Source organism: Chitinophaga ginsengisegetis, from assembly GCF_900168065.1.
Lineage (GTDB): Bacteria > Bacteroidota > Bacteroidia > Chitinophagales > Chitinophagaceae > Chitinophaga > Chitinophaga ginsengisegetis.
Genome location: NZ_FUZZ01000002.1, coordinates 532,213 through 557,536 on the forward strand (window position 1 = coordinate 532,213; position 25,324 = coordinate 557,536).

Annotated in this window: 24 protein-coding genes; 8 read left to right on the forward strand and 16 right to left on the reverse strand. The window is 46.7% G+C overall.

Features of this window, described 5'->3' with window-relative positions; translation table 11 throughout:
• Positions 1-9: 9 nt before the first annotated feature.
• The 6 genes from B5Z18_RS15865 (at position 10) to B5Z18_RS15890 (ending at position 5,803) form a co-directional block, all read left to right on the forward strand.
• Positions 10-522, forward strand: a complete 513-nt coding sequence (locus B5Z18_RS15865) for a hypothetical protein (protein ID WP_079470460.1) — start codon at positions 10-12, stop codon at positions 520-522.
• 267 nt (positions 523-789) lie between these two features.
• Positions 790-1,659, forward strand: a complete 870-nt coding sequence (locus B5Z18_RS15870; protein ID WP_143313616.1) for a hypothetical protein — start codon at positions 790-792, stop codon at positions 1,657-1,659.
• 15 nt (positions 1,660-1,674) lie between these two features.
• Entirely contained in the window at positions 1,675-2,595 is a 921-nt protein-coding gene (locus tag B5Z18_RS15875) for a hypothetical protein (RefSeq protein WP_079470462.1), read from the forward strand.
• 47 nt (positions 2,596-2,642) lie between these two features.
• Complete coding sequence (locus B5Z18_RS15880) at positions 2,643-2,993, forward strand: MmcQ/YjbR family DNA-binding protein (RefSeq protein ID WP_079470463.1); 351 nt, start codon at positions 2,643-2,645, stop codon at positions 2,991-2,993.
• Positions 2,994-3,066: 73 nt separating this feature from the next.
• Positions 3,067-4,959 carry a CocE/NonD family hydrolase gene (locus B5Z18_RS15885; RefSeq protein ID WP_079470464.1) on the forward strand — a complete coding sequence of 631 codons (1,893 nt, stop codon included), beginning with the start codon at positions 3,067-3,069 and terminating at the stop codon, positions 4,957-4,959.
• A gap of 124 nt (positions 4,960-5,083) precedes the next feature.
• Positions 5,084-5,803 carry a BamJ family beta-barrel-assembly machinery protein gene (locus tag B5Z18_RS15890; protein ID WP_079470465.1) on the forward strand — a complete coding sequence of 240 codons (720 nt, stop codon included), beginning with the start codon at positions 5,084-5,086 and terminating at the stop codon, positions 5,801-5,803.
• Between the two features lie 205 nt (positions 5,804-6,008).
• Here B5Z18_RS15890 and B5Z18_RS15895 read toward each other — a convergent pair whose 3' ends face one another.
• The 8 genes from B5Z18_RS15895 to B5Z18_RS15935 form a co-directional block, all read right to left on the reverse strand.
• Positions 6,009-7,010, reverse strand: coding sequence for a chorismate synthase (locus tag B5Z18_RS15895; RefSeq protein ID WP_079470466.1), 1,002 nt, complete (start codon positions 7,008-7,010; stop codon positions 6,009-6,011).
• Between the two features lie 22 nt (positions 7,011-7,032).
• On the reverse strand, positions 7,033-8,295 hold the full coding sequence (gene aroA / locus B5Z18_RS15900) for a 3-phosphoshikimate 1-carboxyvinyltransferase (RefSeq protein WP_079470467.1): 1,263 nt from the start codon (positions 8,293-8,295) through the stop codon (positions 7,033-7,035).
• A 39-nt stretch (positions 8,296-8,334) separates the two neighbouring features.
• Positions 8,335-9,360, reverse strand: coding sequence for a 3-dehydroquinate synthase (gene aroB, locus B5Z18_RS15905; RefSeq protein WP_079470468.1), 1,026 nt, complete (start codon positions 9,358-9,360; stop codon positions 8,335-8,337).
• Between the two features lie 74 nt (positions 9,361-9,434).
• On the reverse strand, positions 9,435-10,538 hold the full coding sequence (locus B5Z18_RS15910; protein ID WP_227024498.1) for a chorismate mutase: 1,104 nt from the start codon (positions 10,536-10,538) through the stop codon (positions 9,435-9,437).
• A gap of 33 nt (positions 10,539-10,571) precedes the next feature.
• On the reverse strand, positions 10,572-11,414 hold the full coding sequence (locus B5Z18_RS15915; protein ID WP_079470469.1) for a prephenate dehydrogenase: 843 nt from the start codon (positions 11,412-11,414) through the stop codon (positions 10,572-10,574).
• On the reverse strand, positions 11,411-12,574 hold the full coding sequence (locus B5Z18_RS15920; RefSeq protein ID WP_079470470.1) for a pyridoxal phosphate-dependent aminotransferase: 1,164 nt from the start codon (positions 12,572-12,574) through the stop codon (positions 11,411-11,413). The genes B5Z18_RS15915 and B5Z18_RS15920 overlap by 4 nt, the downstream gene beginning before the upstream one ends.
• A gap of 8 nt (positions 12,575-12,582) precedes the next feature.
• Positions 12,583-13,407, reverse strand: a complete 825-nt coding sequence (locus B5Z18_RS15925; protein WP_079470471.1) for a prephenate dehydratase — start codon at positions 13,405-13,407, stop codon at positions 12,583-12,585.
• 582 nt (positions 13,408-13,989) lie between these two features.
• Positions 13,990-14,223: a hypothetical protein gene (locus tag B5Z18_RS15935; RefSeq protein ID WP_079470473.1), complete on the reverse strand. Its 234-nt coding sequence runs from the start codon at positions 14,221-14,223 to the stop codon at positions 13,990-13,992.
• Positions 14,224-14,354: 131 nt separating this feature from the next.
• Between B5Z18_RS15935 and B5Z18_RS15940 the strand changes: the two genes are divergently transcribed.
• Together B5Z18_RS15940 and B5Z18_RS15945 are read left to right on the forward strand one after the other, a co-directional pair.
• Complete coding sequence (locus B5Z18_RS15940; protein WP_079470474.1) at positions 14,355-14,930, forward strand: RNA polymerase sigma factor; 576 nt, start codon at positions 14,355-14,357, stop codon at positions 14,928-14,930.
• The gene (locus B5Z18_RS15945) at positions 14,905-16,038 is read left to right on the forward strand and encodes a S1C family serine protease (protein ID WP_079470475.1); all 1,134 of its coding nucleotides are present in this window, start codon (positions 14,905-14,907) and stop codon (positions 16,036-16,038) included. Before B5Z18_RS15940 ends, B5Z18_RS15945 begins: the two co-directional genes overlap by 26 nt.
• A gap of 65 nt (positions 16,039-16,103) precedes the next feature.
• Here B5Z18_RS15945 and B5Z18_RS15950 read toward each other — a convergent pair whose 3' ends face one another.
• The 8 genes from B5Z18_RS15950 to B5Z18_RS15985 form a co-directional block, all read right to left on the reverse strand.
• Positions 16,104-16,820: a carboxypeptidase-like regulatory domain-containing protein gene (locus B5Z18_RS15950; RefSeq protein ID WP_079470476.1), complete on the reverse strand. Its 717-nt coding sequence runs from the start codon at positions 16,818-16,820 to the stop codon at positions 16,104-16,106.
• 183 nt (positions 16,821-17,003) lie between these two features.
• Positions 17,004-17,189, reverse strand: a complete 186-nt coding sequence (locus tag B5Z18_RS15955) for a CsbD family protein (RefSeq protein ID WP_079470477.1) — start codon at positions 17,187-17,189, stop codon at positions 17,004-17,006.
• 81 nt (positions 17,190-17,270) lie between these two features.
• Entirely contained in the window at positions 17,271-18,224 is a 954-nt protein-coding gene (locus tag B5Z18_RS15960; protein ID WP_079470478.1) for an aldose 1-epimerase, read from the reverse strand.
• A 114-nt stretch (positions 18,225-18,338) separates the two neighbouring features.
• Positions 18,339-19,667: a xylose isomerase gene (xylA, locus tag B5Z18_RS15965; RefSeq protein WP_079470479.1), complete on the reverse strand. Its 1,329-nt coding sequence runs from the start codon at positions 19,665-19,667 to the stop codon at positions 18,339-18,341.
• Between the two features lie 46 nt (positions 19,668-19,713).
• Entirely contained in the window at positions 19,714-21,192 is a 1,479-nt protein-coding gene (locus B5Z18_RS15970; RefSeq protein WP_079470480.1) for a xylulokinase, read from the reverse strand.
• A 96-nt stretch (positions 21,193-21,288) separates the two neighbouring features.
• Entirely contained in the window at positions 21,289-22,974 is a 1,686-nt protein-coding gene (locus tag B5Z18_RS15975; protein ID WP_079470481.1) for a sodium/sugar symporter, read from the reverse strand.
• Between the two features lie 397 nt (positions 22,975-23,371).
• Positions 23,372-24,511 (reverse strand): NAD(P)/FAD-dependent oxidoreductase, encoded by a 1,140-nt coding sequence (locus B5Z18_RS15980; protein WP_079470482.1) that lies wholly within the window; start codon positions 24,509-24,511, stop codon positions 23,372-23,374.
• A gap of 9 nt (positions 24,512-24,520) precedes the next feature.
• On the reverse strand, positions 24,521-25,321 hold the full coding sequence (locus B5Z18_RS15985) for an SDR family NAD(P)-dependent oxidoreductase (RefSeq protein ID WP_079470483.1): 801 nt from the start codon (positions 25,319-25,321) through the stop codon (positions 24,521-24,523).
• Between the last annotated feature and the right edge of the window lie 3 nt (positions 25,322-25,324).

Here is a 25,324-nt window from a genome sequence, read left to right on the forward strand (position 1 = left end):
CTAACAACTATGTCTGATTACACCTTTATTACGACTGAGGAACATTTTTTATTACAGGACGCGCTGAAGAGAAACAAGCAACAGTTAACAAAATTCACCCTTATCGGTTTTGGGCTATTATTGATTGCTGCTGTGATACCGCAAATTTATTTATACACTCACAACAACCTGGGTGATGCGGATGATTCGCTCCTGTCTTTCAAAAACCTTTGGTTCTGGGTATGGCTGTTATGCTTTGTGATAGCGTTGATATTTGCGTTGATAAAAGTAACAGATATACGCTACTGGGCTATTAAAAAAGATCTGACTGCCCTACAGAAAGCCACCCTGGAGGCGCCGATGGAAGCGGTATACCTGGAAAACAATGATACACAAACCAATATTATGATCCTGCTGGAGAATAAGAAAAAACGCCTGTTTTACTGGATGCGTGGTGCGTTGGAAGGATACAGGGCAGGGCAGCAAGTGGAGATCACCTATGCCCGTTATTCCCGTGTGATCATCAGTATCAACAAGAAATAATCCGCCAAAGTTTTTAAGTGCCGGCCCTGTGCGTGTAGCTTACCTGCTAACGCACAGGGCTATATTATTGCAGGGCCGGCTTGTAACATTTACCCCATATCAGCGTTTTATCCTAAACCTGCATTCCGGGAGCGTCTGCTTGATAATTTGATATTACTTTTCCCGCGGAAGCCATCAATAAATCGGTATTTTTAACAGGTTGTTATCCAATTTATGCGTTTATCCTTACTATATCCGGTAAAAATCCTGCTGTACTATACTGCGCTTTTGCTACTCATAATAGCTCCAGCCTGTCAGTGTAAAAAAGACAACAGCGTTACTCCCCCACCCCGCCCGGAGCCACCAAAAGATATTTACCTCGTTACCGCGATCCGCGTGAATAACATACCCAAAGACAGTCTTGTTTATAATGACAAACACCAGGTTACGGAGAGATGGGACTACAACCCTACTTACCGTATCTGGCAAAATTATATAGCCTACACCTATAACCAGGAAGGTTATGTATCAATGGCCAGGTATTATAACGAAAATGATAATACTATAAGGAGTCTTAGCCAGAAAGATTCAGTGGCGTGGAATGCAGACAGGTTTATCATTTACACCACCTTTTACAGGGAACTGGGTAATGAAATTTCCGGATACGATACGCTTAATTATTTACAGACTAACAATCAAAGAATGCTCACCCTCGTGGGCACTAAAGACACCATTTCTATTGTTGTTGGAGTGGCAGTGTTGTACAAACAATACCAGTATAACGGGAAAGATATCACGCAGTTTCAGGATATAAACTGGTATCATGTATATAACGGGGAACCCGAATTACTCTCGAACACATTTGACCTGGCATACCTTCCGCTCGAGAACCCATTGTTTCCACAGGTATCAAAAAATCCCCTGCTGTTCCGCACCATTGGCGGTGATAATTTTCCCTATCCGTCCGATAACTATTATCCTTACCTTTTGAGTGAACATCTCACAGCAGCATTTACGTATAAAACAGACAATGTACCACCGAAGATCTGCCCCATCACCTATAAAATGTATGATACCACACAGTATCCACAAACACAAAGTATTCCAGGCATCAATAAAACAATTGCTTATACCTATAAAGTGATCAAAGCAGATTAAGAACGAAATCATACCATGAAATATATCACGCTACCCGTCATTGCGCTTGTAATATTGACTAATACTGGATGCCGGAAAAAAGATCAGCCTAAAGAACCAACGGGACCAGCACCCATACAGGTTACTCGCCTGATAACACAGATTTATAGAGATAATATTCTCTATGAGCAGCTGGGTTATAACAATAACCAGCAACTAACCACCTTCGACCATTATGAACCCGGCAGTGATCAGGCTACTATGCATATGGAATTTAAAACCGATGCCAATGGGAAGCTGACAGGAACAGTTCTCTATCGAAAGGACGGAGCCAATTTCAAATTGTCGGAAAAAAATGTGGTACAATCATCTGAAAGAGAATTTAAGATAACAGGATTCCTGTACCCACCATACTCTGGAGGGAGAAATGACACGGTACCGGACGCAATGCGATTTACATTTGATGACAGCGGCAAATTGATTGAACTCACAGATACATTGATAACAGAGAAGGGCGCCGATTATATGCGCCAATTGATAGCCATCACCACCTGTAATTATTCCGGCGATCAGCTCAATAACTTAACACGCAATGGTTATGGCTATTATGCCTCCCCCACCCTGCCAGGCGGAGAAGAAACCACATTGCATACCAGCAGCATATCTCAGTTTGAATATGACGACACGCCTAACTTTTTCTATGCACTCGGCAAACAATATCCTTATCTGCGATTTATAATGAGGCCGGACCATCGCTTATTTGCCGGTCGCACCAATGTAAAAAAGATCACTGAAAAGCATCTCCCTCCTGGCGGCAGTCAGACTGAGATCACCCATATCTTCCGGGATATCCGCGATGATCACGATAGCCAGATCGTTTACACTACAGAGATGTCCATACAAAACGGTGTTACCAGTACTACCCAATGGCGGTATCATTACAGACCTCTTCCATAATTCCCGGAAATTTTACAGACTTTTGTAACAAGATATAATTGTTACTCATGAACCTTGCACAATTTCAGGAATATTGTCTTTCACTACCGGGCGTTACAGAAGAGTTTCCTTTTGGAGATGAAACCCTGGTATATAAAGTTTGCGGAAAAGTATTTGCCCTCAGCGGCCTTTCAAATTTTGCATCTATTAACCTCAAATGTGATCCGGAAGAAGCCGTTGAGCTGCGGGAGCGGTATGAAGGCGTGATCCCTGGCTATCACATGAATAAAAAACACTGGAATACTGTTGATGTACACTCCGGTATTCCCAATAAGCTGCTGCTGGAATGGATCAGAAATTCGTACGAGTTGGTAGTGGCGAGTTTGCCAAAGAAAGAAAAAGAGAAACTGGGCCGGTAACCGTTCCCCACATAGCTGCCAGCCATCCCCCGTTTTTTTATTACATTAGCCCGAAATCTAAAATAAACTGTTTATGAGAAAATGGCTGCTGCTGGCCTGTGCCGCGCTGTTTGTAATTCCTGCGGCGTGTAAGGCCGTTAACCAGGATTCACTCTGGATGCATGAACACTACACTAAAAAGGAAGTGTACATCACCATGCGCGATGGCATTAAGTTGTTTACTTCCATTTACCTGCCGAAAGATCAATCGGAAAAACATCCTATCCTGATGACGCGCACGCCTTATTCCTGCGCTCCTTATGGAGAAAATGCCTTTCGTCCGTTGTATAAAAATCATTATAAAGAATACCTGAAAGAAGGCTACATCATGGTTATACAGGATGTAAGAGGCACCTGGATGAGTGAAGGTAAATTTGTGAATGTAAGACCTTTCAATCCTGCTAAAAAAGGAAAGAAAGATATTGATGAAGCCAGTGATACCTATGATACCATCGACTGGCTCGTGAAAAACCTCAGCGGCAACAACGGTAACGTAGGAATATTTGGTATTTCCTATCCCGGCTTTTACTCTACTATGGCTGCGCTGAGCGGCCACCCGGCCCTGAAAGCGGTGAGTCCGCAGGCGCCTGTTACGGATTGGTTTTTGGGAGATGATTTTCATCACAACGGTGCTTTCTTTATCGCAGACGCTTTTTCTTTTTATACGGTATTTGACCAGCCGCATCCCAAACCCACTACGGAAGGGCCAAAGGGCATTGATTACTACACGCACGACAACTACAAATACTACCTGGAAACCGGCGCATTGCCCAACTTCGCTAAGATCATCGGCGACAGCGTAACCTTCTGGCATGAAATGTACGCCCATCCTACTTACGACAGCTGGTGGAAAGCCCGCAACGTGCGCAACTTCCTGCAGAATGTAAAACCCGCTATGTTGATTGTAGGAGGCGTGTTTGATGCGGAAGATTGCTTCGGCGCGTGGAATACCTATCAGGCCATTGAAACCAAAAGTCCGGCTACCAACAACCGTATTGTAATGGGACCGTGGTACCACGGTCAATGGGCATCCAACGATGGTACCCACCTGGGTAATGTGCGCTTTGGCAGCAACACCGCCGAATACTACGCACAAAACGTTGAAATTCCTTTCTTCAACTATTACCTTAAAGGCAAAGGCGCTGCACCTGATATCGCAGAAGCCACTATTTTCTTCACCGGCGAAAACAAATGGAAACAACTCCCTAAATGGCCTCCGGCTAACATGGAAGACGCTCCTGTTTATTTGCAGGAAGATGGTAAGCTTTCCTTTACCAAACCCGCTGCTGCCAATAGCTTCAGCGAATACGTAAGCGACCCGGCCAAACCCGTTCCGTATACAGAAGACGTACATTTTGGCCGTACCATCAACTATATGACCGATGATCAGCGCTTTGCCGCCCGCAGACCTGATGTAGCCGTATTTGAAAGTGAAGTACTGGACAAAGACATTACCCTGGCCGGCCCCGTAGTAGCAGACCTGATTGCCAGCACCAGCACTACAGATGCCGATTTCATCGTGAAAGTGATTGACGTATTCCCCGACGATTTCAAATATGAAGAAGACGCGCCTGCCGAACATCGCCGGGTGCCTTCCGCGACCTACCCGATGGGCGGCTACCAGATGCTGGTACGTGGAGAGATCATGCGCGGCAAATTCCGCAACAGCTTTGAAAAGCCGGAAGCATTTGTGCCTGATCAACCTGCTGAAGTGAAATTCACTATGCCGGATGTAGCGCATACCTTCCAGAAAGGACACCGCATCATGATCCAGGTACAAAGCAGCTGGTTCCCGCTGTCAGACCGGAACCCGCAGCAGTTCATGGATATTTACAAGGCTACAGACAAAGATTTTAAAAAGGCCACTATCCGCATCTACCACGATGCACAGCATCCTTCCAAGGTAGTGCTGCCGGTAGTGAAATAATGATGTACCGGGATGACGCCGTTGGCATCATCCCGGTAAAAGGCTTGCGGGCGAAATATTATATTGATTAACTTGCATCATCTTTAAAAAGCCTTATTTTAACTAACATTTCTGTCTATTATTTATGAAGTACAAAAAATACCTGTTCATAGGAGCCCTGGGATGCTTATCCGTACAGGGTTTCAGTCAGGCTAAACCTGCACCTAAGAAGCCCGTGGCCAAAACAGCCGTTAAGTCACCGGTATTGAAAAACAAACTGGACTCCGTGAGCTACGGAATAGGAGTTAGTATTGCGGAGAACCTGAAGGCCCAGGGACTGGAAAATGTGAATCCTGCCCTTCTGGCCAAAGCAGTACAGGATGCGTTGAAGAACAAACCGTTAACACTGTCAAAAGAACAATGTGATATGAGCATAAGTAATTATCTGCAGCAGCTGAAAGCAGACAAAGCTGCCAAAAACCGCGAAGCAGGACTTAAATTCCTGGCGGAGAATAAATCCAAACCAGGAGTTGTAACGCTGCCTGATGGTTTACAGTACCAGATCCTGAAAGAAGGCGATGGTCCTAAACCTACCGCCGCCGATAAAGTAAAAACGCATTATCACGGTACATTAATCGATGGTACGGTGTTCGATAGCTCTGTAGACAGAGGTCAGCCCATCTCCTTCCCGGTAGGCGGCGTGATCAAAGGCTGGACAGAAGCCCTTCAGTTAATGCCTGTAGGCTCTAAATGGCGTCTTTTCATTCCTTCTGAGCTGGCATACGGCGATCGTGGTGCAGGTCCGAAAATCGGTCCGGGTGCAGCGCTGATATTTGATGTGGAGCTGCTGGCGATTGAGCAGTAAAAGGATCGCCTTCGGCGATTGTCTTTTTCAGGATTAAACTGATTGAACTGATTTAGTTTTTCAGGATTTTTTATAAAAAGATTAGGGAAGATAGAAGCAAATCCGCTTTTATCTTCCCTAATCTTTTAAAATCAAAATATAATCAAATCAGCGTTATCAGTCTAATCAGTTTAATCCTGAAAAAGACAATCGCCGAAGGCGATCCCTACTTCGCAGCAAACACCCGCGGCCGGCGTTGTTCCAGCAACAGGAAATCAGCCAGCACCATAGCGGTAACTGCTTCCAGTACCACCGGTACGCGCAGCGCGATGCAAAGGTCGTGACGGCCTTTCACGCTGAAAGTTTCCACTTCTCCGCTTTTAATATTGAGAGTTTGTTGTTCTTTAGGTGTACTGGAGGTAGGTTTCACCGCGATGCGGAAAACCAGCGGATTGCCATTGGTGATACCGCCTACTACGCCACCCGCATGATTGGAGGCTGTTTTACCGGTTTTATCGATGATGGGATCGTTATGTTCGAGTCCTTTCATTTTAGCAGCAGCAAAGCCGGCGCCAAACTCAATACCTTTGATAGCGGGAATTGCAAAAACGGCGTGCGCCAGCGCGGATTCCAGCGAATCAAAGAAAGGTTCGCCCAGGCCAATGGGCAAGCCATTCACCACGCACTCCACGATACCACCTACTGAATCTTTTGCTGCAATCGCGGCTTCCAGTCCGGCTTCCGGATCAGGGTTGCCTCCTACTTCCGTGATGGTGGCATTTACCTGGATCTCTTCGCCCAGGATCTTTTTGGCAATTACACCGGCTGCCACCAGGTTGAGGGTGAGCCTGCCGCTGAAATGTCCGCCGCCGCGATAGTCTTCAAAGCCGCCGAACTTTTCAGTCGCTACAAAATCGGCATGTCCCGGACGCGGAAACTCCCGCAATTTTTCGTAATCGGTGCTGCGGGTATTGTTATTTTCAAAAAGAATAGTAACAGGTGCACCGGTAGTGAAATCGTTAAAAACGCCTGATTTGATAAAGGGCAGGTCTTCCTCCTTGCGGGGCGTAGTGCCCCTGGAACCGCCTTTACGACGTTCCAGGTCTGCCAGGAAATCTTCCTGCTTTAACGGGATACCTGCCGGTATACCATCTATATTTACGCCAACGCTGGCGCCATGTGATTCTCCAAAAACATTTACCCTGAATAATCTGCCAAAACTGTTCACACGCTGATGATTTAAAGTGAAATTATACGGTTACTGCCACCTTACCACCCAACAATTCCAGGTGATCATAAAATTCCGGGTAGGATTTATTGATTGCTTCTGCATTGTCGATGATCACCGGACCGTCTGCCGTTAAAGCAGCTACAGCACAGGCCATCGCAATACGGTGGTCGTTATGTGAATGTACCTGGGCGCCTTTAATACCGGTGCCGCCATGTACCAGCATGATGTCGCCTTCAAGGTCAATCTTAATACCCATCTTGCCAAATTCCTCCTGCAGTGTTAAACCGCGATCACTTTCTTTATGAGCCAAACGGCTCACGCCTTTAATTTTCGTAGTGCCGTTACAGTTAGCAGCCAGCGCTACCAGCGGAGGGAACAGATCGGGACAGTCGGTGGCATCTATTTCAAATGCGTTTAACCCTCCTTTTTCAATATTTACCGTAAACACGCCGGACATTAAATGTGCACCGGCTTTTTCCAATGCTTCCAGGATAGCTTTATCTGATTGGGCAGAGGACGTGTTGAGATGCTGTACTTCTGCTTTACCGGCTACTGCCGCAGCTACCAACAGGAATGCGGCGCCGCTCCAGTCGCCTTCCACCGTATAGTCGCAGGGGTTATACGCCTGTTTCTTTCCGAAATGGAAGGTTTCAAAATTCTTTTCTTCCACCTGAACGCCAAAGTGCGCCATCAGTTGAAGGGTTAACGCAATGTATGGTTTGCTTTTCAGATCTGTTACTGTGATGGTCACGTTTTCTGCTGCAGCACCGTAGGCCATGAGCAGGCCGGTAAGGAACTGTGAGCTGAGGGAACCATCGATCGTAATATCTTTCGGATGTAACGGTCCCTGGATATGCAGAGGCAATTTACCGCCCTGTGTGGAGCATTTTACATCGAGCTGTGGTAATACGGCTTCGAAGAAATCCATCGGGCGGGTGGTTAAGCTACCGTGGCCTTCAATGGTAATGGGCAGGGACGACAACGCCGCGATGGGCGTAAACATACGGATCCCCAAACCGGATTCGCCGCAGTTGATTTCATCATAAAACGGTGCTACACCGTTGCTGGTGATTTCGAAATAGTCGTATTCCCGTTTGATTTTAGCACCCAGGTTTTCGGCTACTTCCAGTGCTGCCAGGCAATCATTGCTCAGGCCGGGATTACGGATAATGCTCTTTCCTTTTGCCAGCAAAGCCGCTGCCACAGCGCGTTGCATGGCGCTTTTGGAAGGATTGGCCGTAACCGTGCCTTTAATGATGGCTGGTGATACAGTAACTTGCATATGTATATTTCGTCTGCCTTTAATTAATTAGAAAAAAATTTACAATTCCTGCAGTAACAACTTCAGTTCTGCAATGGGAATGGGCATGGTGGTTGCTTTCCCGATCTCCTCCAGCAATACAAAATGTATTACATCTTTCTCCCGTTTTTTATCCAGTTTAAAGATGTCGAACACCGCGTCTTTATCAGAGTTAAAAGCTACGGGCAGCTGGTAATCGCTGATCAGTTTTATCAGGCGGATCGTTTGATCTGCCGGCAGGTTCATCAGCTTTTCCGAAAAACGGGTAGCTGCTACCATCCCTATGGCCACTGCTTTTCCATGCGCTATATGTTCAAGCTTTTCCACAGCATGACCGAGGGTATGACCAAAGTTGAGCCATCTGCGCGGACCGTTTTCCAGCTCATCTTCCAGTACTACTTTTGTTTTTGCTGCTACCGATTTTTCCACCAGGTATTGCAGTACTTCCACATCGCGGGCCAGTGCTTTTTCTTTGTTATTTTCGAGATAATCAAACAACGTTGCATCCATGATACACGCGTATTTGATGATTTCAGCAAAGCCGTTATGCCATTCTTCTGCCGGCATAGTGAGCGGCAGGGTATAATCGAAAAGGATAAACTCCGGCTGGCGGATAATGCCCAGCAGGTTTTTCTGTTTACCATGACTCACCCCGTTTTTTCCGCCAATGGAAGCATCTACCTGCGCCAATAATGTAGTAGGTACAAAGCCAAAAGGAATTCCACGCATGTATATGCTGGCAGCAAATCCTGCCACATCAGTAAGCATTCCTCCACCAATACCAACCAGCGTGGTTTTGCGGTCGGCTTCGTAAGAAATAAGACCATCGATGATCTTATCCACCGTAGCCATGTTCTTTAATTCTTCCCCTGAGGGCACCACAATTTTGTTCCAGTTGTGCAGATGATGACCGTGATAGTATTCTACATTTTCATCTATTACCAGTACGGCCCTGTGACGGTTTACATGATTGCCCAACTCCATCAGGCTTTCCCCTAAAAAATAGGTGGTTTCCTGTTGCTGAAACTGGTGGGTTTGTATGAGCATGGAGCGATTAGCTTTAGCTGTCAGAAAAACTACTGCCGGCTGTTGTTAGTGTCAACAGCCGGCGGCTGATGGATCTACTTATCTTCGTTCATTACTTTGTTCTGGCGGTTGATGGATTCCAGGTGAACTGCATCAAAATATTTCACGATGAAATCTTTCGTCAGGCCCAGTTTCTCACCTTTAGATACCGCACGGTCCAGGATTTCATTCCAACGGTTTGTTTGCAGGATGGTGATGTTATTTTCTTTCTTGTACACACCAATCTTTTCTGCAATTTTCATACGGTTGCCGAGCAACAGCATAATTTCATCATCTACCTGGTTAATCTGCGCACGCAGTTTTTCCAGTGCAGAGTTGAAATCTTTCTTATCGGAATGTTCTCTTCTCCAGGTGATACCATCCAGCAGGTCTGCTAATTTTTCAGGCGTGATCTGTTGTTTGGCATCGCTCCAGGCATTGTCCGGATCTACGTGTGTTTCCAGCATCAGTCCATCGTAATCGAGGTCAATGGCTTCCTGGGAAACTTCCTGCAGAATATCGCGGCGACCGGAGATATGTGAAGGGTCGCAGATCATAGGCAGTTCAGGCATACGGCGTTTCAGCTCAATAGCCAGGTGCCACATCGGTGCATTACGGTATTGGGTGTTGCCATAGCTGGAGAAGCCACGGTGAATTAAACCTACTTTATTGATACCTGCTTTCTGGATTCTTTCCACGGCGCCAATCCACAGTTCCAGGTCAGGATTGATAGGATTCTTAATTAAAACGGTAGTGTCCACGCCTCTCAGTGCGTCGGCTACTTCCTGTACAGAGAAAGGGTTTACGGTAGTACGTGCGCCTACCCACAGAATATCCACACCGAAATGCAGCGCGTCTTCCACCTGCTTCGCAGTAGCTACTTCCACCGCCAGCGGCAGACCAGTGATTTCACGGGCTTTCTGCAACCATGCAAGACCCTTTGTACCGATGCCTTCGAAAGAACCGGGGCGGGTACGGGGTTTCCAGATACCGGCGCGTAAAACGTCCACTTTACCTGTTTTTTGCAGGGCCAGTGCGGTGGCTAATACCTGCTCTTCGGTTTCTGCACTGCAGGGTCCGGAAATGATCAACGGCTTTTTATCGGAAGACGGATCGGAGAATTTTGTTTTAGATAATATCTGTTCCATTGTCTGTACCATAGTATTGAAGTTAAGTAGATTATCAGAATTTAGTTATTTCAGGATCTTCCTGATTTTATTGGATTTTTGAATCAATTTGTAAAAGGTGTCGTAGTCTTCATTTTCCAGCAATGATTTCATCTGCTGTAACTGGCTGATATGTTCGTCCAGTACATCGAGTACATTGTTCCGGTTGTGTTTGAAGATAGGTACCCACATATCAGGAGAGCTTTTCGCCAACCGTACAGTGGATTCAAAACCACCGCTTGCCAGTTCAAAGATGCGTCCGGACTCTTTCTCTTTTTTCAACACGGTTAATGCCAGTGCGAAAGAAGTGATGTGAGAAATGTGAGATACATAGGCAGTGTGCAGGTCGTGCTCTTCTGCATTCATATACACAGTGCGCATCTGCAGCTGGTCTACCATATTTTCCACTACTTCCAGGGCGTCTTCATCGCTGTTTTTCACATCGCAGAGCACCATCGTTTTATTTACGAAGAGGTTGCGTACAGCTGCATCGGGGCCGGAGTACTCGGTGCCGGCCATCGGATGGGCCGCCACGAAGCGTCCTCTGTTGGGATGACCGGCAACGAGTTGCAGTATTTTTTCTTTGGTAGAACCTACATCCATAATCACCTGGCCGGGGCGCGCTCTATCCATGATGGCAGGCAGGGCCTGCAGCACTGCATCCACCGGGATCGCCAGTATCACCAGGCTCGAGCGCTTCATGGCATCTTCCAGGCTGGCGCCTTCATCGATGATGTTCAGCTCCAGCGCCCGTTGCAGGTGCTCCTGGTTCTGATCCACCCCGATGATCCGCTCCGCCACGCCTTTTTCCTTCAGCGTGATGGCGAGCGAGCCGCCGATTAAACCCGTTCCTATTATTGTTGCAATCATTTTACGTTGGTTTTGATACGTTCTATCGCTTCCTGGAAAACTTTTTCATCCTGGCACAAACTCACCCTGATATAGCCGTTACCGTTACTTCCGAATATTCCTCCCGGAGTAATGAATACACGCGCCTTTTGCAGTATTTCATCAGTGAGCGTATAGCCGTTTTCGTTAGTAGCGGGTATTTTCGCCCAAACGAACATACCTACCTGGTTTTTATCATAGGTGCAATGCAACAGATCCAGTAACTGAAACACTTTTTCCCTGCGTGCACGGTAAATTTTATTTAAGTCGTCGTACCAGTCTTTACCCAGCTGCAGTGCTTTTACAGCGGCCATCTGCATAGGCTGGAACATACCGGAATCCATATTGCTTTTGAAGCGCAGTACCTGTGTAATCCACTCTGCCTTGCCCACCAGCATACCAATGCGCCATCCGGCCATATTGGACGATTTGCTGAGGGAGTTCAGTTCCAGCACCACATCTTTTGCACCTTCAAACTGCAGCAAACTTTCGGGTTGCTCATTCAGGATGAAGCTGTACGGATTATCGTGGCAGATAAGGATATTATGTTGTTTGGCGAAAGCGATGAGCTTTGCGGCAAACTCCCTGTTTACTTTTGCGCCGGTAGGCATATGCGGGTAGTTTACCCACATCAGTTTCACGCGGCTCAGGTCTTTTTGCGCCAGCGCATCCAGGTCCGGCAGCCAGCTGTTCTCTTCCGTCAGGTCATAATCAACAACAGTAGCGCCACTCAGGTTCACTGCAGAGCGGTAGGTAGGGTAACCCGGGTTAGGGATCAGGGCTTCATCACCTTCCTGCAGGTAAGTCATGCAGATATGCATAATCCCTTCTTTGGAACCAATCAGCGGCAATACTTCCGTATCCGGGTTCAGGGTTACATTGTAATAGCGTTGATACCAGTCTGCCATTGCTTTACGCAGGGCGGGAATACCTTTATAGCCCTGGTAGTTGTGCGTATTCGGCAAAGCGGCGTTCTCGTTCAATGCAGCCACCACTGAAGGATGAGGAGGCAGATCCGGGCTTCCGATACCGAGGTTGATCACCTTTGTACCGGTTTGGTTCATTTCCTCAATTTCCCTGAGCTTTTTGGAGAAGTAATATTCTTCTGTGCCTTGTAATCTTTTAGCGACCTGTATCTGCATAAAACTGATTAATGTGTTTTTCCTTTTTTATAAATACCCAGCACTTTCAGGTGTTCTGTGAGTGGCTCTATTTTCGATAATGCTTTTTCAAAGTGAGCGGCGTTATCAAATTCCATATCGGCGTGGAAGTAATAATTCCACTCTTTCGCCGGGATAGGAAAGGATTGCAGCTTCGACAGGTTGATGCCGGCCACTGCAATCTGGGTAAGCACTTTAGCCAGGCTGCCCCTGTCGTGGCTCGTTTGAAAGTATACGGATGCTTTATTGGCATCTTCCGGCGTAGCCATCGGCGTGCGGGATACGGCCAGGAAGCGGGTATAGTTATTTTTATTGGTGTGGATATTAGGCGCTATGATATCCAGTTCAAAGATTTCCGCAGCCAGTTTACCTGCAATAGCCGCTGTACTTTTCAGTTTCTTCTGTCTTACATGCTTGGCACTGAGGGCGGTATCTTCTGTTTCTACCAGTTTGATATGCGGGTACTTTTCCAGGAAATCCATACACTGCAAAAGGGCCATCGGATGGGAATGTACTTCCCTGATATCTTCCATTGTTTGCCCGGGCAGTACCATGAGGTGCTGGTTGATCTGGAGATAAATTTCACCGGTGATATGCAGACCGGAGTTTTTAATAAGACTGTAGTTTGGTAAGATGCTACCGGCAATTGAGTTTTCGATGGCCATTATACCTGCATCCACATCGGTTTGCTGTTTTGCTTTTTTAACCAGCTCTGCAAAGGAGGCACAGCATTCTATTTCGGTTTGTTTACCGAAATACCCCTGGGCAGCAACCTGGTGAAAACATCCTTCAAACCCCTGTATGGCAATTTTCATGTGTATGTGATTGATTTTATTCAGTTATAGTTGCTACAGCAACTAGCTATTAAAAACAGAAAGGGTCCCGATCCGGGACCCTTTGCGCTGTACTTTTATATGTAAGTATTTTATTGCAAACGAGTCCCCTGCTTCTTCGCATAAAAGAAGTAAGAGAAGTAATAAAAAAAGTAATTGCCTGAAACTGGCTGTAACATATGTTTATCTGTTGTTGGCATCAGCTGGCTGTATGCCTGTTTTTGGTATTAAAAAAGGCCTTCCGGTTCCGGAAGGCCTTTTTGTAGTTCTTTTATCTTTTACAAACGACCTCCCTATTTCTGGTACCAGAAATAATAAAAGCTAAAAAAGCCGAAAGAGGTTTGCTGTATCATATTATTATTTGTTACTCGTTTTGAGTGTAGGACAAAAATACGGCACGATTTTAATTATCCAAGGGGTAATATCAAAAAATATGCTTTTTTTAATAATAAAGGTCGTTTATTGAATAACTTTCAAAGAAACATATTTCCATAATCAAAAACGGGGCATAAAAAAACCGTTCAGGCTAAGCCGGAACGGTTAATTATAAATTCTAAAGTCAGATTAGTGATGAGCAGCAGCTGAATCAACAGTTTTAGCAGCAGAATCAACAGTTGCTTTTGCAGCGTTAGCTACAGAATCAACAGTAGAAGTAGCTACCTGAGCAGCTGAATCGATAGTAGCACCAGCAGCGCTAGCAGTAGAGTCGGTACCAGTTTCAGTTTTTGCACCACCGCAAGCAACTGCGAACAGACCGAAAGACAGAGCTAAGAAACCAATTTTGATTACGTTCTTCATGTTACAATTATTTAAGTTGTTTTTGAATGATTTAACCTTTATACCGGGATCACCTAAAAGGTAACCCAAACTTTTAAAAATATTTTTTTTCGCTACTTTGGGTTACCAAATGCCTAATAACTGTATTAAGAGTGAAGCAAAATCAAGACATAACAAGAGACCGGGAATTATTGCTGGGACTGGCAAAAGGCGAGGATAAGTCATTGGAAATCATCTATTCTGAGAACTTTCCGGTGGTATTACGAATGATCCTTCAGCATAATGGCTCGGAAGACGACGCAAAAGATGTGTTCCAGGAGGCTATTATAGTATTATATGAAAAGGTACAAACCAGTGATTTTACTTTAAGCAGCAGGCTAAAAACCTTTCTTTATTCGGTTTGCCGCCATCTGTGGCTTAAAAAAGTTCATCGTACCTACGGATTATATGCTTTAACGCCTGAGCTGGAAGAAGTAATTCCGGCCGCGGAAGAACTGGAAGAACATGAGGCAAGGGATCAGGAATTCAGGATCATGGAAGGGGCAATGAGCAGTATTGGTCAACCCTGCCAAACCATCCTGGAAGATTATTATCTGCATAAAAAATCTATGCAGGAAATAGCGGAAAAGTTCGGATACACCAATGCCGAAAATGCCAAGAACCAGAAGTACAAGTGCCTGATGCGTTTGAAGAAGTTATTTTTTGATCAATACAAAACACCACTATAAGCAGAAAGCAGCCATGAAAGAAGACATGATCTTATTACGTGAAATTGAGCGTTACCTGGAAGGGGAAATGAGCGAACAGGAAAAAACTGCTTTCGAAACTTTACGTCATACCAACCCGTTAGTTAATAAACAGGTAGAAGAACACCAGCTGTTTCTGCAACACCTGGGCAATTACGGAAAACGCCAACAATTACAGACAAAGCTTAACCAGATACATCAGCAACTGGATATGCCGAGTCTCCGCAAACAGGCACAGGAAGAAAACCAGACTGCAAGAAGATTGACCATCCGTCGCAGAACCATCACCAACCTGGCTGCCGCCGCCTGTATAGCACTGGTTACCTCCCTGTCTACCATCGCGGTAATACAGAATGTTTCCAAAAATAAATCCACCGCACAATACGAAGATGTAAGAAGGGTACTGAATAATATTCAACGTTCCCAGAATGCCATCATCAGCGATATGAACAGTAAGAGCAGGGCCCCGTTAAACCCGGGCACCTATGGTGGTACCGGTTTCGCGGTATCCGGTAATGGCTACATCGTTACCAACTATCATGTAGTAGCCGGCGCCGACTCTGTATATGTTCAGAACAATAAAGGAGAAGCTTTTAAAGCCATCAGCATATTTGAAGATATTTCCAGCGATCTGGCGGTATTGAAGATTGCAGATTCTTCTTTTAAAAGTCAACCCTTGCCCTATGCTTTGAAACCACAAAGCGTAAAACTGGGCGAAGAAGTATTCACAATGGGCTTTCCCCGCGATGAAATTGTTTATGGCAAAGGTTATATCAGCGCCAAAACAGGTTTTAACGGAGATACTACGGCCTACCAGGTATCTATCCCGGTAAACCCGGGTAACAGCGGCGCTCCGCTGCTCGACAGCAAAGGAGATGTAGTGGGAATAGTAACCGGCAAACAAACTACCTCCGATGGTATTGCCTTTGCGGTAAAATCTGCCCACCTCAAACATCTGCTGGACGAAATGCCAAAAGATAAACAAACCCGGAAGGATTGGAACCATAAGAGCCGCCTGGAAGGAATGAACCGGGTAGATCAGATTAAGAAACTGGAAGACTTTGTATATATGGTGAAGGTGTATAATTGAACCGACACCCATTAAAAAAAGCGCGGGATATGTTATCCCGCGCTTTTTTTATGCCCTCTGCCTGCTTATTTCTTCAGCCAGGCTTTGTATTTATCAGTGATCCAGTACAACAAATCGTTGTTATTGATCGTCCGCATGGTATTATAATCAGGATAATTGTCCCGCATAAATAACTGGAGGGAGTCGCCTTTAAGCCCTGTTACCCGGCTTACCAGTACCGGTGTAAAGCGGGAGTCGATGTACTTTTCTTTTTCCATCTTCTCGTAATTCTCTTTAAACTGCCGTTTTTGTTTTTCTTTTTTGGAGAAACGGGTAATGGGACTAAATACGATACCAGCGCCTTCAGGAGTACTGCCACCTGCCAGTGGTTTGTTCGGATTATCAAGAATATATCCGTACTGGTTACGTCTTTCCATTGAATCCACCTGGTAAGGCGTATACTGGGAGGTGATCTCCACTCCTTTCAGGAACTTCCCGGCCGATTCCATCACCACATTGATGGTTTGAGTGCCGGAACTTTGGGTAACGATGACTGTATCCGGCTTGTAGCCTACGAAAGTAACCACGAGCCGGTCGTTGCGGGAGGCAGATATTTTGTAATACCCTCCCTGATCGGAAAGCGACCGTTTCCCGGAATTGAGATTGCTGACTGTGGCATAGGGCAGCACCAGCTTGTTGCTGTCTGAAATCATCCCGGTAACGGTTACCTGTGCCTGTACCTTCGGAGCAAATGCCATACTGAGTATACAGCCTAGTGCTATGATGCGTATGAAAACCTTCATATAGAATATAATAATTTTTACAGCTAAATCCCTTCCAATTCTTTACAAACAGATCAGTATAGACATTGTTCATCTACCCTAACGAAGTACAAATTAAAGAAAATGCCACGGTGTTTTAAAAACAAAATCCTTCCACCCCGGGGGCGGAAGGATCTGTGTATTTAAAATTTCAGGTTGTACCAATCAGGCGGACTTCAGTAAATCGATCACTTCGTCCCGGCTTTTACCCAATTTCTGTTGCAGCTTTCCAATCAACTTATCTTCCTGTCCTTCTTCATATAACAGGTCATCGTCGGTCAGGTCCGCATATTTTTGTTTCAGGGTACCTTTTAATTCGTTCCACTTTCCTTTGATTTGTAACTTGTCCATAATCTTTCAATTTATATGGTGATATAATCGGGTTACTTATGAAAGTGGAAGAGCCAAAGAATATGCCATCACCTGGTTATGCTATAAAGACACCTGGATGCGGGTACTGAAAACCCTGCTTTCGCCGGCAGCCAGCTGAACCAGTCCGAGCCCGTTGTTAAAGGCATCCGGGGCGCCGCTGAGGTTTTCCACAGCAATGCTGGTGCGATGCGGCGGAATGTATATCTGCAGGATGGGGTAGCTATTTTCCGGGTAGAAGGCAATGTTGATATTTTTCTTCGGATCGTGGATCGTGGCAAGCGGTTGTGGCTTTGTAAGATCCAGTACAAAAGAATTATCAAGCTCCACGCCTTTCAGCAGCTTCCCTTCAACAAATTCGGTATATGGCAATACTTTTCCGGTAGGCAGCAATTTTTCGTTAAACTCCACTATTTCTTTTGAAGCAAAGGTGAGCACCAGTTCATCTACCGGGGTACCGGTGCTGAAGTATGGATGCCAGCCATCCATCACGGGGATGGTAACGCCACTCTGGTTTACGAGGGTGGTGTTCAGTTGCAGCTCATTACCCGCGCGCAGGGTAAAGGTAGCGATACAGTCGTACGCAAAAGGATACCCTGCATCATCCGTTTGTTTAAAATGATGGGTAAGGGTTACCGATGCCTGCTGATCATCCGCCTGTTGCGCGGTTACAGTAAAGGGCGCATCGTATAACAAGCCGTGGATGGCATTTCCGGGCGCCAATGTTTTTTGAATGGTGTAGGGCTTACCTTCCCAGGTATATTGCGCATCCTTCATGCGGCATGCGTAGGGACTCAGTTTTACGCTTTTAAAGCTGGTGCGCAGATTTGCTTCCAGGTCGGCGATATCTGTATAACTATCTATCAGGTTCAGATTCCCTGTTGTGTGCTTTACCTTGAAAGCATGCAGCAGTGCGCCGTAAGAAGGAATTATTTCTACCTGCGTTCCTGTTTCGAGATCCTGGAGCGCAACGATATCAAATCCTGCCTCTTGAAAAGAATGGATGCCAAATTTCATTGTTCATTATTTTGGAAGAAAAAATAAAACATTTTGGGATTTTACTTTGGTATTATTTGATAACAGCTGTTTGTTGTTACCGGATAATACCAAGGCAAAATCCCAAAAAGTATCTTAAATGCTTGCGTTGATCAGGTTTTCCAGCCATTCCTGTTTGCCACTGGTTTGTTTGGGCTCTCCGTTTGCCAGGGCAAAATTACGGAGGTCCTCCAACGTTAGTTTACCTGCTTCAAATTCCTGTCCTTTACCACTGTCGAAAGAAGCATAGCGGTCCTGGCGGAACTTTTTATACGGTGTAGCGGTCAGTACTTTTTCCGCAACGATCGCTGCTCTTGCGAAAGTATCGATACCACCGATGTGTGCGTGGAAGATATCTTCCAGGTCGGTGGAGTTACGACGGGTTTTTGCGTCGAAGTTTACACCACCGCCGGCAAATCCGCCAGCTTCAAGGATCACGAGCATACTTTCAATGAGGTCGTTGAGGTTGGTGGGAAACTGATCAGTATCCCAACCGTTTTGCGCATCCCCGCGGTTAGCGTCAATGCTGCCCAGCATCCCTGCATCTACAGCTACCTGCAGTTCGTGCTGGAAGGTATGGCCTGCCAGCGTAGCGTGATTTACTTCGAGGTTCAGTTTGAAATCTTTGTCGAGGCCAAACTGGCGCAGGAAGCCGATCACCGTGGCGGCATCGTAATCGTATTGGTGTTTGGTGGGTTCGCAGGGTTTAGGCTCTATGAAGAAGGTACCTTTGAAACCCTGTGCCCGTGCGTAATCGCGGGCCATGCCCAGGAAACGGCCCAGGTGTTCCTGTTCGCGTTTCATGTTGGTATTGAGCAGGGTCATGTAACCTTCGCGGCCTCCCCAGAATACGTAGTTTTCGCCGCCCAGTGCGATGGTAGCATCCAGTGAGTTTTTCACCTGGGTACCTGCGTAAGCCAATACTGCAAAATCAGGATTGGTAGCAGCACCGTTCATGTAGCGTGGGTTGCTGAATACGTTGGCTGTGCCCCATAACAATTTCACTCCGCTGGCTTGTTGCTTTTGTTTGGCGTAGGCAACGATCTGCTGCATACGGCTTTCGTATTCTGCGATGTTAGCGCCTTCGTCTACCAGGTCTATATCATGGAAGCAGTAGTACGGAAGCCCCATTTTGGTGATAAACTCAAAAGCTGCGTCCATCTTGTCTTTAGCGCTCTGATTGGCGTCCGGGGAAGTGAGCCACGGGAATTGTTTGGTACCCGGACCAAAGGGATCACCGCCGGTTCCGCAGAAGGTATGCCAGTAAGACACTGCAAAACGGAACAGTTCTTTCATGGATTTACCGCCGATGAGACGGTTCTCATCATACCATTTATAAGCCAGCGGGTTGTCTGACTGTGGTCCTTCGAACTGTATTTTACCAATCCCTTTGAAATACTCGTTGTTTCCTAATGTAATACTCATAACTAATGTGGTTTTTTAAAATGCTGGATCAACCTATATGTTTCCGTTAGTGCATCAGGGTACGAAGACCGTTCAGCCAGTTGCCGTAAACATCACGGTATTGTGACTGCAGTGCGGCATCCGGCTCTATCACTGCGAGGCATTCCATACCGCGGAAAGCGTCTGCAGTACTAACATAGCCGGCTCCTATTGCGGCGCCGCGGGCGGCGCCCTGAGCACCATCTGTATTATATAATTCTATCACTACATTGGCGGTATTGGCGAAGGCTTCCCGGAACAGGGGGCTGAGGAACATGTTGGCATGTCCGGCTCTTACGCGGTGGATGCTGAGGTCCATTTCCGCCATGATGTCCATGCCATAGTTAAGGCCAAATACAATTCCTTCCTGTACAGCGCGCATGATGTGCGCACGGCTGTGGCGGTTGAACTCCAGGTTGCGGAGGGTAGCGCCGAGGCTCCTGTTTTCCAGGATGCGTTCCGCACCGTTGCCAAAAGGAAACACCTGCAGACCCTTAGCGCCTACCGGCGCCTGTTGCGCCAGGGTATTCATTTCAGGATAGGTGATATCCCCTACCAGGTTTTTGAGCCAGCTGTTGGCAATGCCGGTACCATTAAGACACATGAGCACGCCATTTCTCGTATGGGCGTGATCGTTATTCACATGCACAAATGTATTGACACGGCTCTGCTGGTCGAAACTGTTTTTATCGTGTACGGCATATACTACGCCCGATGTACCCGCTGTGGTGGCGGCTTCTCCGGGTTGCAGCACGTTGAGTGAGAAAGCGTTGTTGGGCTGATCGCCGGCGCGGTAGGTAACCGGTGTACCGGGCGCCAGTTTCAAGGTAGCAGCTGCTGCCGCTGTGAGCTGGCCCTGGATGCCGAACGTAGGTACGATGGCAGACAGCAGTTGTTCATCTATATTATAATATTTCAGTAATGCTTTGGAAACGGCATTTTCCTCAAAGTCCCAGAAGGTACCTTCTGATAAGCCGGAGATGGTGGTGCAGGCTTCACCGGTTAATTTCATCGCAATAAAATCACCCGGCAGCATTACCTTATGAATACGTTCATAAATATGCGGTTCATTTTCCTGGATCCAGCGGAGCTTTGAAGCGGTGAAGTTACCGGGAGAATTAAGCAGGTGCTCAAGGCAATACTGTTCCCCGAGTGCTTTAAAGGCGGCATTACCAGTATTTACGGCACGGCTGTCGCACCAGATAATAGCCGGGCGCAGCACCTGTTGTTGCTTGTCCACACACACTAATCCGTGCATCTGGTAGGCAATACCTATTCCTTTGATCTGTGCAGGATCAACAGTATACCTGTTCAGCAGGATTTCCGTAGCGTGAATAATTTCCTTCCACCAGCTCTCAGGGTCCTGCTCTGCCCAGTCGGCCTGGGGTACATCAATAGCCATCTCTTTTTCGGGGCAGGTGGCAGTGGCCACGCAAGCGCCGGTATCAGCATTCAGCAACGCCGCTTTGATAGACGATGACCCAATATCGTATCCTATAAAGTACATAACGCGAAAAAATTAACAATCTGAAAAAGGACCGGATATTTTACGACAGGAAAATGTCCTAAAATATCCGGATACCAAAATAATAAAATGTTCCTATTACCAGAATACAGTATACAGGGCAATAAGAATACCTACAATCAGTAAGGCGCCCACGGTAAAGCCCAGGTTGGGTTTAAACATGCTGGCGTCGATAGCCAGTCCTTTCGGATTGTTCACACTGCGTTTATCCGACAACGTAATAATGATCATACCCACCACGCACACTACAAACACCAGTCCCATACGATCAATAAAGGCCATTTCATATAAGCCGCTGTCCGGGTTTAATGCGGCAAAGCCAAACTGGTGCAAAGGCTCCAGGTTTACCCATGCCGGCATAAATTTCAGGAAGAAGGAAAGAAGCAAACCACCTATCATCGCAAACATGGCTGCGCTGGAGGTTGTCCGTTTCCAGAAAAATCCGAGGGCAAACATGGCAAATACACCGGGAGAAACAAAGCCGGTATATTCCTGGATAAACTGGAAACCACCTTTTTTATCGATACCGAGGAAGTTGGAAATCACGATGGCAATGATCATGGTAATAATTACCACGGCACGGCCTACGCCTACGATCTTCTTTTCGTCGGCATTCTTGTTATATATCTTCTTATAAATATCCAGGGAATAAATGGTGGAAATACTGTTGGCCTTACCTGCCAGGGAAGCCACTACCGCAGCTGTTAAAGCAGCAAATGCCAGTCCTTTCAGCCCCGAAGGCAGGAGGTTGAGCAGTACAGGGTAAGCATTATCCGGGTTCAGGGAACCGCCTTTCATCATGGATTGTGCGAAATCGCCGTGGTTCTGGGCATACAGTACGTAAGCCGCAATACCCGGTAATACTACGATCACCGGCATCAGGAGTTTCAGGAAGCCTGCAAACAGTAATCCCTGGCGGGCGGTTTTCAGATCCGCACCCAATGCACGCTGTGTAATATATTGGTTACATCCCCAGTAGTTCAGGTTTACGATCCACATACCACCAATCAGCACGCTCAGGCCGGGCAAATCGAGGTATTTGGGATTCTCTTTATGAAGGATCATATGGAAATGATCGCTGGCATGTTGTGTCATCAGGGAGAAGCCTTTTAATACGCCTTTCTCACCAAAATGCTCAGACACCAGCTGTAATGCCAGGTAAGTAGTGGCTAATCCGCCCAGGATAAGGAAAAACACCTGTATCACATCGGTGTAACCGATCACCTTCATCCCTCCCAGTGTAATGAGGATGGCGAAGAAGGCCAGTGCCACCATACACACATAGAAGTTTATACCGGAGATGGTGGAAACAGCAAGGGCGCCGAGATAAAGAATAGAGGTGAGATTCACTACCACATACAACAACAGCCAGAAAACGGCCATGATGGTACTTACCGTTTGATTATACCTGCGTTCCAGAAACTGGGGCATGGTATAGATCTTATTTTTCAGGTAAATAGGCAGGAAAAACACTGCTACCACGATGAGCGTAGCCGCCGCCATCCATTCGTAGGTTGAAATGGCCAGTCCCATGCTGAATCCGTTTCCGGACATCCCTATAAACTGCTCTGCAGAAATATTGGAAGCAATGAGCGATGCGCCGATAGCCCACCAGGTAAGGGAACCTTCTGCCAGGAAAAAGTCTTTGGAATCCGTTGTGGTCTTCTTCTTTTTCTGATAGATATAGTAACCATAGCCAGCCACTATTAAAAAATATACCAGGAATACCAGGTAATCAAAGATGTGTAAGGATTTTGTTTGCATAACGTTCAAACGTGGTTATAAAAAATTTAGCGGATCAATATACATAATAAATGTAAAAAATACGCTTACAAATGTTTTTTTTACGTGAAAATAAAAAACGCGAGGGCTGCCGCGGTTTACCGGGTGCTAAAACTATACATTTAAATTACTTGTCATAGTGCTTTTGTATAAAAAGAAACAATTGATACCCTTTACTTTCACAAAAGGTACCCGTGAACGCAATAAAAATACATTCCTGATTGATTTCCTTTCCTTTATGGAGATAGGAATTGTCAACTGAATGCCTGATAGCGTGGAAATAAAAAATAAATATAGAACACAGAAAACCGGGAAGCAAGTTTTTCGGCTTTAGCGGGAAAAAACATTTTGGCCGATGCCTGCCCGTAGCGGGTTGTTATCAGGACTCCAATGCCATCACGGCAATATTGTCGCCGATTACAGAACCGATGGCCACGCCCATGCCTCCCATGCGCACGCCCATGATCACATTTTTCGTATGTGCCTTTACGATAGGTTGCTTTGTTTTACCAAAAGCCATAATGCCGGTCCACCTGTCGGCCACCGCCACTTCACGGCCCGGGAGTATTACGTTATGCAGCAATACTTCCAGCTCGTGCTGGATCCGGTCGTTAAACCGGAAGTTGGTGGAAGTTTCGCCGGCAAAATCGAGCTGACGGCCGCCGCCCAGCAGTACTCTTCCTTCCAGTTCCCTGAAATAATAATATCCTTCTTCCATGTGGAAAACGCCTTTAAAGGGCAGGTCTTTTACCGGCGTGGTGATGAGTACCTGTCCCCTGCCGGGCACTACATCTTCCTCCGGGAGCAGCCGGCGGGTAAAGGCATTGGTGCAGATGAGCACTTTGCGGGCGGAGAAAGTAATGTCTTCTTCCAGGGTATGATGCGGCACTATAACGTTTACACCTGTATGAAAATCGTCTATTGTTTTTACGGTGCAGCCGGTTTTAATTTCCACTCCTTTTAACAGGGCGGTGTCAATGAGCGCCCGCATCATTTTACCGGTATGTAATTCCCCCTCAAAATTATTGCGGATGAGTGCTTTTACATAGCCGGGGGCAAAACCGAAAACAGGGAGGCGGTCGTTTGCCAGGGTAAATGCGGGTTCCCCGTTGAAGAGTTCTGCCAGGATGTGGTTTACTTCCGGGAGCTGGTGCAGCGCCCATTCTTCAGAGGGGCCAATCAGTTCATGGCTGCCGTTTTCCCCGTAGCCGATAGTGGCGTCGCCGAGGCGGCTGCGCAGCAGGCGTAAGCCCTGCAGGCGCAGATTAACCAGGTTCTTCACCGCTTCCACGGACATCGTTTGCAGATCAGTCAATATTTCGGTGAGGCTCCCGATACAGGCAAAGCCGGCGTTTTTGGTACTGGCGCCAGTGGGTAGAATGTCTCTTTCCAGCACCAGTACCCGGCTGCCGGGCGCTCTTTCTTTCAGGCTGATGGCGGCCGACAAGCCAACGATACCGCTGCCGATAACGATATAGTCGTATTGCAGCAGGCTTTCCTTCTCCCAGAAACTTAACATACTTATTATTTATACAGTGCCTACAGATCCGCCATCTACCCGGAATACCGCGCCAGTGATGAAAGAGGCGTGATCAGAAGCCAGGAAGGCCACTATGCTGCCGGTTTCTTCCGGAGTACCGGGGCGGCCCAATACCTGGTAAGGACGGTTTTGTTTCAGGAATTCTTTGGCGGCTTCTGCGATGGAAATATTTTTTTCTTTTGAGATGCCTTCCAGCATTTCATCTACCAAAGGTGTTTTGATAAATGCGGGTGAAACGGTGTTTACCAGGATATTGTCTTTTCCGTAGTTCTGCGACAATGTTTTGGAATAGTTATTCAACGCGGCTTTTGTAGCATTGTAATGGCCCATGTTGGGATCCGGCTGTTCTGCATTTTCGGAGGAGATGTTGATGATCCTGCCACCGCCCTGCTTTTTCATATGCGGTATTACCAGCTGGGTGAGTGCAACCAGACCGAAGAAATTGACTTCAAACACCTGGCGCCACTGACTCATACTGATGGTATCCAATGGTCCGAAGGCATCAATGCCGCCGGCGTTGTTTACGAGGATATCGATATGACCCAGCTGCTGCACCGTGGTGTTAACCAGCCGCTGCAGGTCCGCTTCTTTCGTCATATCTGCTACTACCGCCAGCACATCCTTTCCCTGCAGCCGGAACATGGCGGCTGTATCTTCCAGTTCATCCGCATTACGGGCGGTGATCACTACTGTAGCGCCTTCCTGCAGCAAAGACGCTGCGATGCCTTTGCCTATGCCTTTACTGCCACCGGTAACGATGGCTACCTTTCCTTTTAAGTTAAGCTCCATGAT